This window comes from Arthrobacter sp. 01T419, assembly GCF_056398865.1.
The window spans coordinates 166,339-182,143 of record NZ_JBFTQF010000006.1 but is presented as its reverse complement, the minus strand read 5'-3'; the positions used below and the strand labels follow the sequence as shown (position 1 = coordinate 182,143).

The window sequence follows — 15,805 nt, the reverse complement described above, 5'->3', positions numbered from 1 at the left end:
CGTTGTTCTTGGCTGATGCTGCAGATGCAATCAGGCAGCCACAACGGCGGTCCGACGGCGTGCACGGAAGAACAGCCAGGCAAAGAGCGCCAGCAGTGCCGCAGCACCGCTGATGGCCAGGGTGTCCTTGTTGACCACCGGGATGGCTGCTGCATCCAGGTTCGGACCGACGACGGCGTTGGCCAGGTTGACCGTGGCGATGTTGCCGCCAGCCACGCCTACCTGCAGGGCACGCTGCGTGAAGACGCCTCCGTTGCTTTCCTTGATGTTGACCTTTGCCGAGACCAAGGCGGTCAAGGCGTTGGACAGCGGGGTGACGATGGTTCCGGACACTCCCGAGACCACGCCGTTCAGGGCGGTGGTCAGGACAGCCAGCGCGGGGCCGGCAGTAATCTGCGCGATCGGTCCAAGAGCGTTGACTGCAGTGGTCGCACTAGCCAGCGTGGAGTTGACCAGGCTGGTGATCTTGTTGGCAATAGCCTGCGGCAGGAACGAAATGAGGTCCGTTCCAGGGGGTAGCGCGTTCAGGTTCGGCACACCCGCAACAGCCAGGAGGTCTGCCTCGGTGATGGAGATGGTGCCGCCTGCAAGCGGGTTCGCGACGGTGACGCCCAAGGGAGTCAGAACGAGGTTGGCAGTGCTAATGGCGGTACCAACCGTGCCGGCAACTCCGCCAATGACCGTTCCGCCCAGATCCGCGGAGACACCCGCGATTGCTGATTCGCCGACGGCGGCCGAGCCCTGGTCCTTCTTGGCTGCGGCGGCCAGCGTGGTGATCTTGAGATCGACATTGACGAGGTCTGCACCGCCAAGGATGTTAGCGGTGCCTAGTTTGACCTCGGCGGCAGGGATTCCGGTGGTTCCCGACGTCGGCAAGCCGCCAGGCAGGGAGACGAGTCCGGGTGCTCCGGAGACAGTGCCGGAGAACGCCGCCGAGGATCCGTCGTTGACGGCCTTGCCGTACTGGCTGACGGCCCCTACGGTGATGACGCCGTTGTTCTGCAACAGCGGAACATTGCCCGAACCGACGTTCACGACGCCGAAGACGGAGGAAAGATCCAGCGGTGTGCTGTTTTCAATGACCGCCGGGCCGGACGGCGGTGTGCCAATCTGCTGGGCCGTTGCTGCCCCATTTGATGCCAGGCTGGCAAAGTTCGGCATCGCGAGGACGCTGCCGTCGATGATCTGTCCACTGCCTGAGGAAATAACGTCGGTCGGTGCTGCGGTAGCTGCGGGTGCCGCCACCAAGCCGAGAGCCAGCGCTGTGACGGCGCTGACGCCCACCGCGGCAGACCATGTTTTGTGTCTGGTATTCAAGTATTGCCCCCTTGTGAGAGTCGCAGGCACGCGAGGAGTGCTGCAACTGAAACCCTGGGAGGACAATTTCCCCCCAACGTGAAAGTTAACAAGGCCCGTGGCAAGCGCCCGCGGAAGGTACCCGAATGGGTTAAGCCACGAAGTCAGGGCGTCGCTGGCCCATCCCCAGCATGGAGTCGATGGCCGTCACTGCGCGGTCGGCCGCCCCGCCGTCGCCGTAAGGATTACCCCCCCATGGCCATGCCCGAATACAGCACATCGTCACGCATCAAAGCGATGACGCCGTCTACGATGGTTTGCTCGTTCGTCCCGATAAGCCGCGCGGTGCCTGCCGCCACGGCCTCAGGGCGTTCGGTGTTATCCCGCATCACCAGGACCGGTTTTCCGAGGGCCGGCGCCTCCTCCTGGACCCCGCCCGGGTCCGTCAGGGCCACGTGGCACAAGCTCAAGAGCTTAATGAAATGGACGTAGCCGGGGGCTCCCTGATGGTGATGTTCGGGACGCCCTCGATTTCAGGCAGGACAGGCTCCCGGCCTGCTGGATTCCGGTGCAGGGGAAGGACGATCTCCACTGCCTTCCGGAGATTAGCAGCCGTCCGCCGCGCCGCGCGGGGTACTCCCTAATAGGGTCAATCCACCCGAGCGGACATGCCCCCTCCTCGCTTGAACCACTGGACATATCAGCACTATGTCCACCCCTCACACCAAGGACAGCGCATGCTCAGAGAAACCGCGGCACTATGTCCACCCCTCACACCAAGGAGAGCGCATGCTCAGAGAAACCGCGGCACTATGTCCATCTCTCCCACCATGGACAGCGCATGCTCAGGCGAACTGCGGCACCGAGGTGAGCGCCGCGCGCAACTCGCGGACCGCCGTCGGGCCTCCCGCAATGAACCAATCCAGTCCGTTGACGCGCACGACGCCGGTGTCCCCGCCCGCCGCGCGGACAATCGCCTTTCCGGGGAGCCAGTCCCACTCGGGGCAGCTGTGTTGGAACCAACAGCCCAGCTCACCGTCGGCCACCCTGCCGAGATCGCAGGAGCCGGATCCGAACATGCGCAGCGAGGCCGCGGACACCGCGGCGGCATGCCAGGGCATGGCCGCGCGAGGATCGGCCAGCCAGGTGGGGTGGATGTAGGTGGCGGCGCCGAGTTCGCTCAGGGCCGCCCCCGATGGTCCGGAGATCCGTTCATCGTTGAGCGTCGCGGGGTGGCCTTCCCCGCCGATCCAGAGCTTGTCCAGTTCCGGCTGGTAGATGGCGCCGAGGATGACGTCGGGATCGGAGACGACGCCGTGCGGTGCCAGCTGCTCGTGCTTCAAGGCGATTGCCGAGCACCAGTATGTAGAGCCGTGCAGGAAATTGTAGGTACCGTCCACGGGGTCGATCACCCAGGTACGCCCGCTGCTTCCTACCACCGAGCTTCCTTCTTCGCCAAGGATGCCGTCCGCCGGGCGGCAGCGGCGCAGCTGCTCAAGGACATAGGCCTCCGCCGCGTGGTCCGCCGCGGTCACCACGTCCGAAACTGAGGTCTTGCGTTCCCCCTGCAACCCACCCATCCGCATCAGGAGGGCAAGTTGCCCGGCCTCCCGGACCAGGGCGGCAGCCAGTTCGTAGTCGTCGAGCGAAGGATCAAGTTCTGTGGCGGAGTGCCTGCCAGTGGTCATAGGTCCAGCTTATGTGGCGGGATAATGATTCATATGGCCAAGACCCCAGCCCAACGCATCAAGAAGCACGGCGCGAATGCCGCCGTCCCGCAGCACCACCTGCCGTCAGTGGTCAATCCCACCACCCAGCGATCTCCCGAGAAGGCGCAAAGCAATGCAAAACTCGTGGTGATCGCCGGCGTTGTGGCCAGCCTTTTCCTGTTCTGGTACGTGCATCTCCTGACCCTGAACCAGATGACCCAGTTGTCCGGCGGCATGGCCATGCCCGATTCCCTCATTGGCGGATTTTCCACGGACTACGTCCAACTACTCCACGGCGCCATGACTGATGATGCCCGCGGACAACTCAGCTACATCCACAAGACCGCCGGAACCCTGTTTCCCCTGATCTTCGGCTTCACGTGGCTCCTGCTGATCGGCACCAATGTTGCGGGCAAGGCACTGCGCTGGGTTCTGTGGGCCGCTCCCCTGCTGTTCGCAGTGGTCCGTTTGTGGGGCAACGTCGCGGTCGACGCCGCGTTGGGAGCCGCAGAGCCCGACGCCGGACAGGTGGCTTTGGCGTCCACGCTCACCGTCTTGGGCTGGGTGCTTTTCCTGTTGAGCCTTGTGGTTGGCGGCGCGGCTGTGTTTTTGGGGCGTCGGCGTTCAAAGAGCGCCTGACGAGCTTCCGCTCCTGAGGCGGGGGAAGGCCCAGGCTCGCCGGGAAAGAAGACGCGCCGCAACGAAGGGACCCGCGGTCAGGGGACGCTATTCCGGTTCTGGCCGGGTTCCCGGAGCGAGCATCTCCCGCGCTTGGAGCGCACGCTGGTGGGCGCCTGCTTTGTCGAAGCGGTCAGCCGCTTCGAGCAGGCTTTCCTTTGCCGACTGATTGCTTCCGGTATCGGCTTGGGCACGCGCCATCAAGAGGAATATTTCGCCTGCGATCTGGGGAGGCAACTGATCAGCCCGGCCCTTGATTTCGTCCAGCAGTTCAAGTGCCGCCCCGGCGTCTCCTGCCAGATAATTCCAATGCGCGCGGTTGAGCCGAAGCAGGAGGATATCCTCTTCGCTCCCTCCCACCACGTCCGTGGCAAGCTCGGCCCTCTCTATGCACCGCAGGGTGGCGGCATCTGCTACTTCAGCGGCCAGCCTCATCGCGGCCGACGCCTTATTGAATTTGGCCCAGACATCGAGGTTCCGGGAAGGGGAGAAGGTTTCCGCGGCGAGCTCGTGATAGTGAAGCCCCTCATCCACCTTGTCGCAAAGGAACGCCACATTGCCGATGACCCAGTAGGCTTTGCCAGCGAGTTGGTCATCCATTTCATCAGAAATTCTTTCCGAGAGGGACAGGCACTCCTCCCATGCCTCCTCCAGCTTGCCGGACTCGGCAAACGCGGCGATCAGGGCCTGCCGGGCATGGACGTCGATTTCCATGTCCGCATCGTCATCGACCAATCCGACTGCCGATGCCGCGGCCTCGATGGCCATCTCCAGGAGCCCTTCACCGCGGAGGGAATTCGCCATCAAGATGAGTGCCTGAGCCCGGTATTGGGGTGAAGCCGCAGCCAACGATGCCTCGGAAAGGGATTTCGCCAGGGCCGTGGCCTCAGCGAAATCACCGGCGTCGAGAAGGTTCTCCGCCTGAAGGAAAGTCATGTTCCACCACCCCGTGGAATCACCCTCATCACGGGCAATATCAGCGGCCGAGCGTGCACCATCGGCGGCCTTGGTGAAGTCATGGCTGGCACGGTGCCCCCTTGCCTGCAACTCCGCGGCAGCGTACGACGGCGCAACCTTCTTTTCTCGCATAGCTCCATTATGTCTCCGAGACACGGTGTCGAGGACGCGGCCAGGTGTTTAGCACGGTCCGGGGCGATGTGGTCCAAGCATTGATGACACGGCGTGTCGTTGCTCTTTATAATGACCTTGCTTCACTTCGTTCACTCCAGTCGCATCAGTCACTACCATCAGGAGCTTTCGCATGAAAAGAACCATCGCCGCTCTCCTCGCTGCCGCAGCAATTTTGCTTGCCGGAATTTCCAGCTCAGCAGCGGTCTCCGCCAACAGCGAGAGCCCCTCGCAGGATTCGTCCGTAGCCACCGGCTGGTGGCCGAACTTCGCCCAGGACGCGGCTCAGGCTACCGGCTGGTGGCCGAACTTCGCCCAGGACGCGGCTCAGGCTAYGGGCTGGTGGCCGAACTCCACCACCCAGGGTTCGGCTGAAGCCACCGGTTGGTGGCCAAACTCCACCACGACTTCCACCACCAACTAGCAATACGTGAAGGGCACCGGACCGAGGTCCGGTGCCCTTCACACATCCCTCAACGGGGCCTCAAGCGCCGCGCAGCAGTTCCGCGAATTTCTCCGGCGCCATGGGTCGTCCGAAGTAGTACCCCTGACCACTCGCGCAACCCAAGCGCGAGAGCTCAGCCGCTTGCTCTGCTGTTTCGATGCCTTCCGCGACCGCCTGCATTCCGCATGCATGGATGAGCTGAAGAACCGCCGCCACAAAGTCCCGTTCTTTGTCGTCCGAGCCCAGTCCTTGGATCAGGGACCGGTCAATCTTGACCACGTTGACGGGGAGGTTGCGTAGATAGCTGATGGACGAATAGCCTGTGCCGAAATCGTCGATCTCCAAGCGGATTCCCAGGCGCCGGAGGCCTGTCAGCGAGTATTTGTCGATGTCGCTGCCATTCACCGCCATCGACTCCGTGAGTTCGATAACAAGCTTGGATGCTTCCACTCCGGTTTCGGCGAGCACTTCCCGCACATGCTCAATCAATTCCAGGCTTTGAAGTTCGGTGGTCGAAATGTTGACCCGCATGCTGAAGTCGTCGTCTACGCCCGGGCCATCCTGCCACTCGCGCAGTTGCCGCATCGCTTGGCGAAGAACCCAATAGCCGAGATCGATGATGATGCCCGTTTCCTCGGCCAACGGAATGAACGCATCCGGCATCAGCAATCCCCTGTCAGGGTGGTTCCACCGCACCAGCGCCTCGGCGCCTTCAATCCTGCCCGAGCTCAATTCGACAACAGGCTGGAAGTGGAGGACCAACTGATCTGTCCGGATGGCTTCACGCAGCTCCGAGATCATGAGGCCTTGGAGTCGGCGTGCATACAACAATGCCGGCTCGAAGACCCTGACAGTGCTTCGCTGTTCGGCTTTTGCCGCATACATGGCCGTATCGGCTTCCATCACGAGGTCGTCCACTGACTGCCCTGGTTCGCCAACCGTGAGCCCGACGCTGGTTCCGCAGATGATTCGAACTTCACCGATCTCGATGCTCTCGCCCACCGCCCGGAGGATCCGTTTGGCCACTCCGCGCGCGTGCGCCGCATTGGATTTTGGCAGCATGACGGCAAACTCATCCCCGCCCAACCTGGCCACCGTGTCGCCGTCGCGGACTGCGGCAAGCAAGCGTTTGGCGGTGACCTGCAGGACAGTATCGCCGGCCCCGTGTCCCAAGGTGTCGTTGATCCCCTTGAACGAATTCAGGTCCAAGACGAGCAGCGCGGGGGGAAGTTCTCCGCGCTCCGCCTCCAGGAGTTCGTGGCTCAGGGCCCGGTTGAGCGCAGTGCGGTTGGCCAACTGTGTCAGGGGATCGGTGAGTGCCATCCGTTCAAGTTCGATTTGGGCCTCGCGCAGCATGGCGGTGCGGCTTTCGACCCGCTCTTCGAGCTCCTGGTAGATGGCTTGGAGATCGTCCGCCATGAGATTGATCCCGGTGATGACGGCAGCCACTTCGTCTCGCGGGCCAGAGACCGGAATCCGCGTGCTGAGGTCGCCGTCCGCAATCCGGACCACCCCTTCAACCAGGGCGAGGAGTCGTGGATCCTGGGGCTCATGATCCACGGTGGTGCTCTCTCAACCAGTCGCGGGCTTCTGCCTCGGAGGTAAAGAACCGGGCCGGAACCGAGTCCGACTTTGCGCGCAGGAGGTAATGCGCGATCACCCGATCCACGGGGCTCTCCCCCAGCAAGGCACATGCCGAAACAACGGTGGAATTCGTGTAGGCGAGGCGCGCGTCGTTCGTCACTGACAGGACTCCGGTCACTGTCAGCAACAGCGGCACCCTCCGTCCTTCCGCAAAGGCGCGGACAGCGGCTGCGGCAGCCCGCGCTTCAGGCGAGCGGACCACCGTGTTGGGGGGCAGGATGACCTCAACGATGCCGTCGTCCGACAAGTCGACGGCGATCCGTTCCGCAGCGGCGAAGACCACTTCCGCAGCGGCGTGCAGCGCGTCATCAGGAAGCCGGGATTCCTGGGCGGGCAGTGTCTGGGCGCTCATCGCTGTGTGGCCTGCCGCCGTCGGGCGATCGGCCCACGAACGTCCCGAAAGGCACAAACCGAGAGGCAGGACGTTGCCTTTATGCGGAATATGAAGCCTGCGTGTCCCGGACGACGCAGAACAAGCTGATGAGTCATGGGTCCTATGTTCTGCTGTGTCGATCAATCTAGTCGGCGCCAAGACTGCGTGGAACCCTCAGCCCGGCGCCATTCCGGTGAGTGCACTCATGATACACAGACTGCCCGCTCACAGACATGAGGGTACCCCTGAAAGCTCAGCGTCCTGCAAACCTCGCCGCCGTCCGTCGTGCTTCACGGACGCGCTGCGCCACCACCAGCCCCGCGGCGCAAAATCCGACGGTGATCGGATAGGCCATCAGGCGTTCCAAGGTTCCGGGTTCAGGGACGTCCATCCGGGTCAGTCCACCTACCACGAGGGCTCCCAAGGACACCGTTCCACACACCAGAATGAACCAACTCATCGGCGTATGCGGCAGCCAGAGCAGCCCGAGGAGCAACAGGGCGAATGCCCCGCCGATGAAGAACATGAGGGCGCCAACAAGATGCAGGGGAGACCGGAGGTCTTCCGGCACAAATCCGACAACCACGGTTCCCAGCCCGGAAATGCCCGTCAGAATGCGGACCCCGACGGCGGAGTTCCACGCTTTGCGATAAGCGGCGCCTTGCTGGATCCGGACGCCGGGACGGGCCGCAATGCACAGGAGCGCGGAGCTGAGCAGCAGTGCCCCGAACAGCATTCCGAGGCCCTGCACCACGAAGGACGCGTTCATGAGCAGATGGAGCGGCGAACAGATGTCGCGGTGCTCGTAGTTCCCGCAGTTGATCGCGCCAAGGTCGCTGATGAAACCGGTCCGGCGATCGTAGGCCTCGGGCCCGTGCCAGGCTTCGATCACGGCCGATTCGGCCACGAAATACTGCACCACGCTCAATTGCGCCCAGCCGCCAATGAACGAGCGGGTCGAGGCCAGGTCCGGCAGGTAGTCGCCGGGGGCGGCCGGCACGGTCATCTGCTCTCTCATGCCCGCCAGCCTAGCCGTAGAGCACCGACGTGCCGGGCTGTCGGTGTTGCCGACGCTCGTTGTTCGGGGGCTGCCCCCGCAGCTTGTATGCTTGTATGCGTGCCCGGCCAGCGGCTCCCCGGAGCGTCCAGGACGTGCACAGGCCCTCGTAGCTCAGTGGATAGAGCACGGCTCTCCTAAAGCCGGTGTCGTTGGTTCGATTCCAATCGAGGGCACTTGAAAGACCAGCCGCGCAATTCGTCTCCGACGCAGGACCTGCGGGCCTACCTGCTGGGCGGCTGGACCGTGGAACGGTCCCTGTGGGACCGGGCGAGCGGCACCCGCGGTACGTTCACCGGCGTCGTGCACTATTCAGAAACTCCCGACGGCGGGCTCCTCCTTCGCGAGGACGGCACCATGACCTGGCCTACCCACACTGGCCCCGCCTTCCGCGAATACCTCCTGCGCCCCTCGGACTCCCCGGCCGCAATGGACGTCTACTTCCCGGATGGCAAACCTTTCCACCGCATGAGCTTCATCGGCCGTGCCAACGAAGACCGGCACTGGTGCGATCCCGATGACTACAAGGTCAACTACTTCTGGGGCGGACCCGATGCCTTTAGCTACGCCTGGGACGTGCAGGGACCAGCCAAGGATCTGCTGCTGGAATCGCAGTTGAGGAGAGAGCGATGAGCCAAAACAGCCCGGCCAAGGATCTGATCGTGGTCAGCGCGGTCTGCGTCTACGACGACGCCGGGCGGCTGCTGACGGTCCGAAAGCGCGGTACGGACAAATTCATGCACCCTGGAGGCAAGCCGGAACCCGGAGAAACCGCGGCCGAGGCGGCATCCCGCGAGCTGGCCGAGGAAGTGGGAATCACCATCGGCTCCGCGGACTTGGAGCCCCTGGGCAGCTGGCTCGCCGTCGCCGCCAATGAGGCCGCCACGGACATCCAGGCCACCGTCTTCACCGCTCCGGGCACCTGGGAGGCCCACCCCTCGGCCGAAATCGCGGAGATCCGTTGGCTAGACCTTGTGGCTGAACTTCCGGACGATCTGGCCCCGCTCCTGACGGACCATGTGCTGCCTTTTCTCTCGCGAAAGCAAGGCTTTTCCGCACCGCGATAATTCTCCTTCTGGCAGGGCGTAAACTTCACCGTTTTCCCATGAAAATAGGGTGGGAACTGGCTATAGTGGTCGCACAGTTTGTTTTAACTTGATACAGGCTGCATTGTCAGATCCAGCTGGGGGATCGCATGCAATCTCTTGAACAACGCCGACGCGCCCGGGGAACCGTCGGTGGAGAAGTCGGCGGAGAGGCCGGTGGAGAACGGACACCGTTCCGTGACACTCCGCTGGAGGTCAAGACCTTCTCGACGGCGGGAATCGCGGCTTGGGCAGCRCAGCTGGGTTCGCCCGCGCCCGAGGCTCCGCGTTCCCGCAGAATGGCCAGGACCGGCGGGATAGCTTCGATCGCGGCCTTGTTGCTCTACCTGACCTGGCGCATAGCGTTCACCATGCCGCTTGGAGGCTGGGATCATGCCATCGCCTGGACGCTGGTGGCGTTTGAGGCCCTCCCGCTTGTGGGGCTGGTCCTGAAGTCCATCACGCTGTGGAACATCGACTGCCATGCGCCGGAGCCGGTAGTCGAACCGCCCAATGGCATGAGGGTCGCCGTGTTGATCCCCACCTACAACGAGCCGGTGGAGGTTCTTGCCCCCACCATCGCCRCGGCCTGTGCCCTCCAACCGAGCCACGAGACATGGGTGTTGGATGACGGATCCCGCCCGTGGGTTGCCGAGATGTGCGCATCTTTCGGCGCGCGCTTTGTCACCCGCGCGGAGCATGACCATGCCAAGGCGGGCAACATGAACCACGCACTGGATCTGATGGCTGCGGAGGAAGCCGCCGGTAAAGACCCAATAGACATCATTGCCGTGCTGGACTGCGACCATGTCCCCCTGCCTACATTCCTGACGGCTACCTTGGGATGGTTCGCCGACGAGGAAATCGCCCTCATCCAGGGGCCACAGGCTTTCTATAACTCGGGAGCCTTCGACGACGACGGAATCTCCGGCGAGCAAGGGTTGTTCTTCAACGTCCTCATGCCCTCACGCAACATTCCCGGCGCGGGGCCGTTCTGGTGCGGGTCAACCTCGCTGCTCCGGGTCAAAGCGCTACGTGAGGTAGGCGGAGTGGCCACGGAAACCATCACCGAGGACATGCACACCACCCTCAAGCTCATCCGGATCGGGTGGAAGACCGTGTACCACCATCAAACACTGGCAGTGGGCCTGGCCCCGGCAACGGCCGATCAGTACCTGCTGCAACGCCGCCGTTGGGGTATGGGCGCTATGCAGATCCTGACTTACGAGCGCCTTTGGGCCGCCAAGAGCTGGATGACTTGGCGGAACTTCCATGAATACCTCAACGGAACTTTATGGTGGCTGGAAGGCATTGCCACCTTGGTTGCGTTCTTTGTTCCGATGGCGGTCATGATCTCGGGAGCCCAGACCTCCACCGCCGGTCCCGTGGAGTTCACCCTCGCTTTTGGAGCAATGTTCTGGATCCGTTTGTGGGGCGCCAAAAGACTCATGCGCCACCAGATCCATTGGCCGACGGCGTTCGCCCTGAGGATCTTCCGGGTCCCCGTGGGCATGGCTTGCCTCTGGTGGCTCGTCTCCCGCAAGACCTTGGAGTTTCAAGTCACTCCCAAAGGCGCCGCGGAACTTCGACTCCGCGGGCGGGCCCCGCGAATCCTTCTTGTGTTGATCTTCATCGTTGCCGCGATCATTCTCTACGCAACCGCGGGAGTCCTGGGGTGGGTGCCCTGGCGGACAAGTCCCGGCTCCACGATTGCCGCCGGCGTCTGGCTGGTGTTGGCCGGAGTAGTCCTGGTGCTGGGAACGCTCCGGATCCGTGCCGCCGAATTTGCCACGTCACGAAGGAGCGCCCACCGGGTCACCGTCAACCTACCCGTCACTCTTGAGGGGGTTCCAGGAGAACTGCTTGATATCTCCATGGGTGGTGCCGCCGTCCGGGTGGGGGCCGACGCACTGCCAGAGGCCGGCCGCGTTCATTTGGCGCTGCCGGGGGCCGAACCGATTGCCCTGGACATCGTTCGGGTCTGGTCCACGTCAAGGGACTGCCGCATGGCCTCTCTGCGGGTTCGCGACGGCGACTGGGCCGCGTATCGAGGCCTCGCACTCTGGCTGTTCCACACTCCGGACAATGCGCTTCCCGGTTTTCCCGCCGGTGTTCCCGCCATTGCAACGCGGGAGTCGGCATGAGCGGGCACGGGAGGCGAAAGCCCGCCCTATCCTGGATGATCATTGCCGTCAGCACGGCAGTAGTCATCCTGGCTGTTGTCCTTGGGGCAATCCCGGGGACAGCGGCTGCACAATCCGCGGGTGACCTCGCTATCCTGGCGGCCGCGCTGACCGCTTTAGCCAGTTGCGCACGCGCTGCCCGACGCAAGGACGAAAGCGCACGTGCTTGGTGGGTCATGGCCCTTGCGGTACTCGTCTGGACCATCGGTCAATCAATTTGGACCTTCTACGGGCTCACACTGGACCACGACTACCCCTACCCCTCCATAGCCGACGCCGCTTTCGTTAGCTATTCGATCCCTGCCGCAATCGCCCTCTACCTGTTCCCGCGCCCCCGGGTTTCCCGGGTTGCCTTCCTGCGCGGGGTCTTGGACGCGGCAGTGATCGCCTCCGCGGTGCTGTTCATGAGCTGGGCCACGGTGCTCGGTTCCATGTACAAGGCGCAAGGGCAGGACATCCTCGCCCATCTCACCGGCCTTGCCTATCCTGTTGCCGATTTCGTGATGGTCTCCATCGTCCTCGTGCTGACGATGCGGAGGGCACCTGGGGAGCGCCTCAGGTGGGTCTGCCTGGGGGGCGGACTCCTCATCCTGGCGTTCACTGACAGCACTTACGTGAAGCTGACCTTTGACGGCGTCACCGGATTGACCGGAACGCCCTTGGCCGCGGGCTGGATCGCAGCGTTCCTGTTGATCGCCCTCGCCCCGCTGGTCTCCTACTCGGCCCGTTCCCGGACGGACCGGCGCCTCTACACCTTGGCGTTGGAACTACTCCCCTACGTGCCTGTTTTCGGAGCGGTCATGGTGGCGCCCATACGGGTCGGGCGCCCCAGCGACCCTTTCCTCCAAACCGTAGGCCTTACCGTGCTGGCCCTCGCCATCACGCGGCAGATTCTCATGATCCTGGAGAACATCAACCTGACGCGGGATCTCGAATCCAAGGTCGCCCAGCGCACGGCGGAACTCGAAGGCCTGGGGGCGATCGTCAACTCCTCGGCGGACGCCATCATCGGCAAAACCGTGGACGGGGTCATCACCAGCTGGAACCCGGGGGCTGAACGGATCTACGGGTACAGCGCGGCCGAGGCCATTGGACGGCATTTCTCCTTCCTCATTCCGGAACATCTCCGGAACGAGGAAGAATCCCTCTTGGCAGCAATCGCAGCCGGTGGAGAAACGCACAGCTACGAGACAACACGGATCCGAAGTGACGGTTCAATCGTTCCCGTCTCCCTGACGATGTCCCCGATCCGCGGTACCGGAGGCATCCACGGAGTCGCCGTGATAGCCCAGGACATCACTGAGCGCAGAATCGCGCAGGCGGAGTTGGAGACCGCCCGGGAAGCCGCTGAGGAAGCCAGCCGCTTGAAGTCGGAGTTCCTGGCCACCATGAGCCACGAAATCCGCACACCAATGAACGGCGTGATCGGATTGACCGGATTGCTGCTGGACACCCCTTTGGAGGAAACCCAGCGGCAATACGCCGAAGGAGTCAAAGGGGCGGGCGAAGCCCTGCTGACCCTGATCAACGACATTCTGGACTTCTCGAAACTCGAAGCGGGCAAGGTCGACCTGGACCCCGCCCCCTTCAGCCCACGCACCCTGGTGGAGGAGCTCGCGGCCCTCTTGGCCGAAGCCGCCCAGGCCAAAGGCCTGGAACTGATCGCGTACTGCCGGCCGGAAGTTCCCGCGATGCTCGTCGGCGACGCCGGTCGCATCCGGCAGATTCTCCTCAACCTGGCGTCAAACGCCGTGAAGTTCACCCCTTCCGGGGAAGTGGTCATCAGCGTGAAGGTCGTGGAGCAGGACGCCGCAAACGTTCGGGTGCGCTTCGAAGTCCGTGACACCGGGATCGGGATCGAAGCAGCAGATCATCTCAGGCTCTTCGAGTCCTTCTCCCAGGCCGACGCATCCACCACCCGGCGCTATGGCGGAACCGGCCTGGGACTGGCGATCTCGCGGAGGCTCACAGAGGTGATGGGTGGCGAGATCGGGGTGGACAGCTCCCTGGGCAACGGCAGCACCTTCTGGGCCACCCTACCGTTGGGGGTGACAGGTCCTGCCGCAACTCCGCCGTCGATCTCTCCCGATCAACTGACGGGACTCCGGGTCCTCGTGGTGGATGACAACGCTACCAACCGCTTGGTACTCGAGGGGCAACTGGCGGGCTGGCGGATGAAACCGGAGGCTGTAAGCGACGCCCAACAGGGCTTGGCCCGTTGCCGCGAGGAGGCCGCCGCCGGACGTCCCTTCGACATTGCGGTACTCGATATGTGCATGCCCCAGATGAACGGACTGGAGTTGGCCCACACACTGAGTACCGATGTCGCGTTGGAATCCACCCGGATCATCATGCTGACGTCCACCATGAATGTGGACAAAGCCGAACTCGTGGCGGCCGGGGTCCAGGAGTGGCTCACGAAGCCCGTGCGCAGCTCCGAACTCTACGATCGGCTCATGCGCCTCGTGGCGACTCATCCAATTGGCGCTCAGAGTGTTTCTCCCGCAGTCCCCGTGAGCATCAGCCGGCCTTCCCGCGGCCTGATTTTGATCGTCGAGGACAATGAGGTCAATCAGCTCGTGGCCCGGAGCATGGTCGCAAAGTTAGGGTACGAAGCAGACGTCGTTGCTGACGGGAGTGAGGCAGTCGCCGCCACCGCGGCGAGCAAGTACGCGGCAGTCCTGATGGACTGCCATATGCCCGTCATGGACGGATTCGAGGCCACCAAGGCCATTCGGGAACGGCAAAATGGCCACCGCAGGCTCCCCGTCATTGCCATGACCGCCGGGGCCCTGGATGAGGACCGCGACCGGTGCCTTGCCGCCGGGATGGATGACTACCTCACCAAACCGGTGGATATGGACAAATTGGACCAAGTTCTCTCGCGGTGGATTCCCGAGGCACCGAAGGAAAGCACAGAACCTGCCCTCGACCCCGCAAGGCTGGAAACATTGCGCGACCTCGGCCCGGCGGACGGGCTGGGGTTGCTGCCTGCCGCTGCACATGCCTTCCGGAAAGACATTCAACCAAGCCTGGAAGCACTCCACCATGCTTTGGACAACGGGGGCGGAGACGCTTTCAGACAGGTAGCCCATAAATTGAAAGGCTCAGCAGCGAACATTGGAGCGGCACGCGCGGCCCGGATGTGCGAGGAAATGGAACACAGCTCTTCGGACGGAGCGCCTGTTGATCGCGCCCTCCTCGCCAGTCTTGAGGCCGAGCTGCTCCTTGTTGACAAAGCACTGGACGACGCCCTGTCGGTGGCCCCATGAAGGTGCTGGTCGCGGACGACGACTTCGGTTCGCGTCTGGTAGCCAAGGCAGCAGTGGAGCAGTCCGGCCACGAGTGCATCGTGGCCGCGGACGGCAGCTCTGCCTGGGAACTGTATAGGAAGCACCGCCCGCAGGTGGTCGTGACTGACCTGATGATGCCCGGACTCGACGGTCTGGACCTCTGCCGGGCCATCCGCTCCGCGGAAGAAGATTCCTACACCTACCTTGTCCTTGTCACCTCGAAGGACTCACGGGAGGACGTCGTCGCCGGCATGAAGGCCGGCGCCGACGACTACGTCGCCAAGCCACTTGATCCATTCACGCTGCATACCCGCCTTCTGGTGGCGCAAAGGGTTACTTCGCTGCACAGCGATCTGGCCCGCTACCGCGCTGCGCTCGCCGAGCAAGCCCGGACCGATCCCCTGACAAAGCTGCATAACCGGCTGAAGCTCTCGGAAGACCTGGAACAGTTGCACCACAAATGCGCACGCTACGGGACGGACTACAGCCTGGCCATCTGCGACGTGGACAATTTCAAGAGTTACAACGACATCTACGGCCACCAAGCGGGGGACCTGGCGCTGCAAGCCGTCGCGGCTTCCCTCGCAGGCCAAGGGCGTCAAAGTGATGGAATATACCGGTTCGGCGGGGAGGAATTCCTTTTCCTGCTGCCGGACCAGACTGTGTCCGGGGCAGAAACGAGGCTGGAGCGCGCCCTGGCGGCAGTGCACAGCCTGGGCATTGCGCATTCCGGGAATCCCTCGGGGACCCTCACGGTGAGCGCTGGGGTTTCGGCCTACGTTCCCGACCACCGGGTCAGTAGCGAACGGCTCCTCAAAGAGGCCGACATGGCACTGTATGCAGCCAAGTCTGCTGGCAGAAACCGCGTGGAAGTTGCGCCGGAGGTTCGTCAACACACCCAAAGCTGAAACAAC

14 protein-coding genes and 1 tRNA gene are annotated in these 15,805 nt (G+C 63.3%); 8 read left to right on the top strand and 7 right to left on the bottom strand.

The annotated features are described in order from the left end of the window. Positions 1-30: 30 nt before the first annotated feature. From AC1DLO_RS12160 to AC1DLO_RS12150, 3 genes are all read right to left on the bottom strand, one after another. The gene (locus AC1DLO_RS12160; protein WP_476890122.1) at positions 31-1,317 is read right to left on the bottom strand and encodes a PVV-CTERM domain-containing choice-of-anchor G protein; all 1,287 of its coding nucleotides are present in this window, start codon (positions 1,315-1,317) and stop codon (positions 31-33) included. A gap of 224 nt (positions 1,318-1,541) precedes the next feature. Next, positions 1,542-1,751, bottom strand: a complete 210-nt coding sequence (locus AC1DLO_RS12155; protein WP_476890121.1) for a UDP-N-acetylglucosamine 2-epimerase — start codon at positions 1,749-1,751, stop codon at positions 1,542-1,544. A gap of 390 nt (positions 1,752-2,141) precedes the next feature. Then, positions 2,142-2,984 carry an inositol monophosphatase family protein gene (locus AC1DLO_RS12150; protein WP_184737805.1) on the bottom strand — a complete coding sequence of 281 codons (843 nt, stop codon included), beginning with the start codon at positions 2,982-2,984 and terminating at the stop codon, positions 2,142-2,144. A gap of 33 nt (positions 2,985-3,017) precedes the next feature. On the opposite strand from AC1DLO_RS12150, the gene AC1DLO_RS12145 reads away from it, so the two are divergent. Further along, positions 3,018-3,644 (top strand): hypothetical protein, encoded by a 627-nt coding sequence (locus AC1DLO_RS12145; protein ID WP_476890120.1) that lies wholly within the window; start codon positions 3,018-3,020, stop codon positions 3,642-3,644. Positions 3,645-3,731: 87 nt separating this feature from the next. Here the strand turns inward: AC1DLO_RS12145 and AC1DLO_RS12140 are convergent, their stop codons facing one another. Then, positions 3,732-4,772, bottom strand: coding sequence for a tetratricopeptide repeat protein (locus AC1DLO_RS12140; protein WP_476890119.1), 1,041 nt, complete (start codon positions 4,770-4,772; stop codon positions 3,732-3,734). Positions 4,773-4,944: 172 nt separating this feature from the next. On the opposite strand from AC1DLO_RS12140, the gene AC1DLO_RS12135 reads away from it, so the two are divergent. Further along, the gene (locus AC1DLO_RS12135; protein WP_476914488.1) at positions 4,945-5,235 is read left to right on the top strand and encodes a hypothetical protein; all 291 of its coding nucleotides are present in this window, start codon (positions 4,945-4,947) and stop codon (positions 5,233-5,235) included. Between the two features lie 60 nt (positions 5,236-5,295). On the opposite strand, the gene AC1DLO_RS12130 is transcribed toward AC1DLO_RS12135, so the two are convergent. The 3 genes from AC1DLO_RS12130 to AC1DLO_RS12120 form a co-directional block, all read right to left on the bottom strand. Beyond that, positions 5,296-6,816 carry a putative bifunctional diguanylate cyclase/phosphodiesterase gene (locus AC1DLO_RS12130; RefSeq protein WP_476890117.1) on the bottom strand — a complete coding sequence of 507 codons (1,521 nt, stop codon included), beginning with the start codon at positions 6,814-6,816 and terminating at the stop codon, positions 5,296-5,298. Further along, positions 6,806-7,252, bottom strand: a complete 447-nt coding sequence (locus AC1DLO_RS12125; protein WP_476890116.1) for a DUF7793 family protein — start codon at positions 7,250-7,252, stop codon at positions 6,806-6,808. The genes AC1DLO_RS12130 and AC1DLO_RS12125 overlap by 11 nt, the downstream gene beginning before the upstream one ends. 274 nt (positions 7,253-7,526) lie before the next feature. Then, a complete protein-coding gene (locus AC1DLO_RS12120; RefSeq protein ID WP_476890115.1) occupies positions 7,527-8,291 on the bottom strand; it encodes a DUF998 domain-containing protein in 765 nt (254 codons plus the stop codon). Between the two features lie 142 nt (positions 8,292-8,433). Here AC1DLO_RS12120 and AC1DLO_RS12115 point away from each other — a divergent pair. The 6 genes from AC1DLO_RS12115 (at position 8,434) to AC1DLO_RS12090 (ending at position 15,799) form a co-directional block, all read left to right on the top strand. After that, a tRNA-Arg gene (locus tag AC1DLO_RS12115) sits at positions 8,434-8,506 on the top strand. Between the two features lies 1 nt (position 8,507). Continuing rightward, the gene (locus AC1DLO_RS12110; RefSeq protein ID WP_476890114.1) at positions 8,508-8,963 is read left to right on the top strand and encodes a DUF6314 family protein; all 456 of its coding nucleotides are present in this window, start codon (positions 8,508-8,510) and stop codon (positions 8,961-8,963) included. Continuing rightward, on the top strand, positions 8,960-9,397 hold the full coding sequence (locus AC1DLO_RS12105; protein ID WP_476890113.1) for an NUDIX hydrolase: 438 nt from the start codon (positions 8,960-8,962) through the stop codon (positions 9,395-9,397). Before AC1DLO_RS12110 ends, AC1DLO_RS12105 begins: the two co-directional genes overlap by 4 nt. A 128-nt stretch (positions 9,398-9,525) precedes the next feature. After that, complete coding sequence (locus AC1DLO_RS12100; protein WP_476914487.1) at positions 9,526-11,559, top strand: glycosyltransferase family 2 protein; 2,034 nt, start codon at positions 9,526-9,528, stop codon at positions 11,557-11,559. Continuing rightward, a complete protein-coding gene (locus AC1DLO_RS12095; RefSeq protein WP_476890111.1) occupies positions 11,556-14,870 on the top strand; it encodes a response regulator in 3,315 nt (1,104 codons plus the stop codon). The genes AC1DLO_RS12100 and AC1DLO_RS12095 overlap by 4 nt, the downstream gene beginning before the upstream one ends. Further along, a complete protein-coding gene (locus AC1DLO_RS12090; protein WP_476914486.1) occupies positions 14,867-15,799 on the top strand; it encodes a GGDEF domain-containing response regulator in 933 nt (310 codons plus the stop codon). The genes AC1DLO_RS12095 and AC1DLO_RS12090 overlap by 4 nt, the downstream gene beginning before the upstream one ends. Positions 15,800-15,805: the final 6 nt, after the last annotated feature.

Excerpts from the sequence above, each read along its gene's own strand:
- AC1DLO_RS12090 (WP_476914486.1), top strand. The coding sequence starts at position 14,867 with ATGAAGGTGCTGGTCGCGGACGACGACTTCGGTTCGCGTCTGGTAGCC.
- AC1DLO_RS12145 (WP_476890120.1), top strand. The coding sequence starts at position 3,018 with ATGGCCAAGACCCCAGCCCAACGCATCAAGAAGCACGGCGCGAATGCC.
- AC1DLO_RS12150 (WP_184737805.1), bottom strand. The coding sequence starts at position 2,984 with ATGACCACTGGCAGGCACTCCGCCACAGAACTTGATCCTTCGCTCGAC.
- AC1DLO_RS12120 (WP_476890115.1), bottom strand. The coding sequence starts at position 8,291 with ATGAGAGAGCAGATGACCGTGCCGGCCGCCCCCGGCGACTACCTGCCG.
- AC1DLO_RS12095 (WP_476890111.1), top strand. The coding sequence starts at position 11,556 with ATGAGCGGGCACGGGAGGCGAAAGCCCGCCCTATCCTGGATGATCATT.
- AC1DLO_RS12105 (WP_476890113.1), top strand. The coding sequence starts at position 8,960 with ATGAGCCAAAACAGCCCGGCCAAGGATCTGATCGTGGTCAGCGCGGTC.
- AC1DLO_RS12125 (WP_476890116.1), bottom strand. The coding sequence starts at position 7,252 with ATGAGCGCCCAGACACTGCCCGCCCAGGAATCCCGGCTTCCTGATGAC.
- AC1DLO_RS12140 (WP_476890119.1), bottom strand. The coding sequence starts at position 4,772 with ATGCGAGAAAAGAAGGTTGCGCCGTCGTACGCTGCCGCGGAGTTGCAG.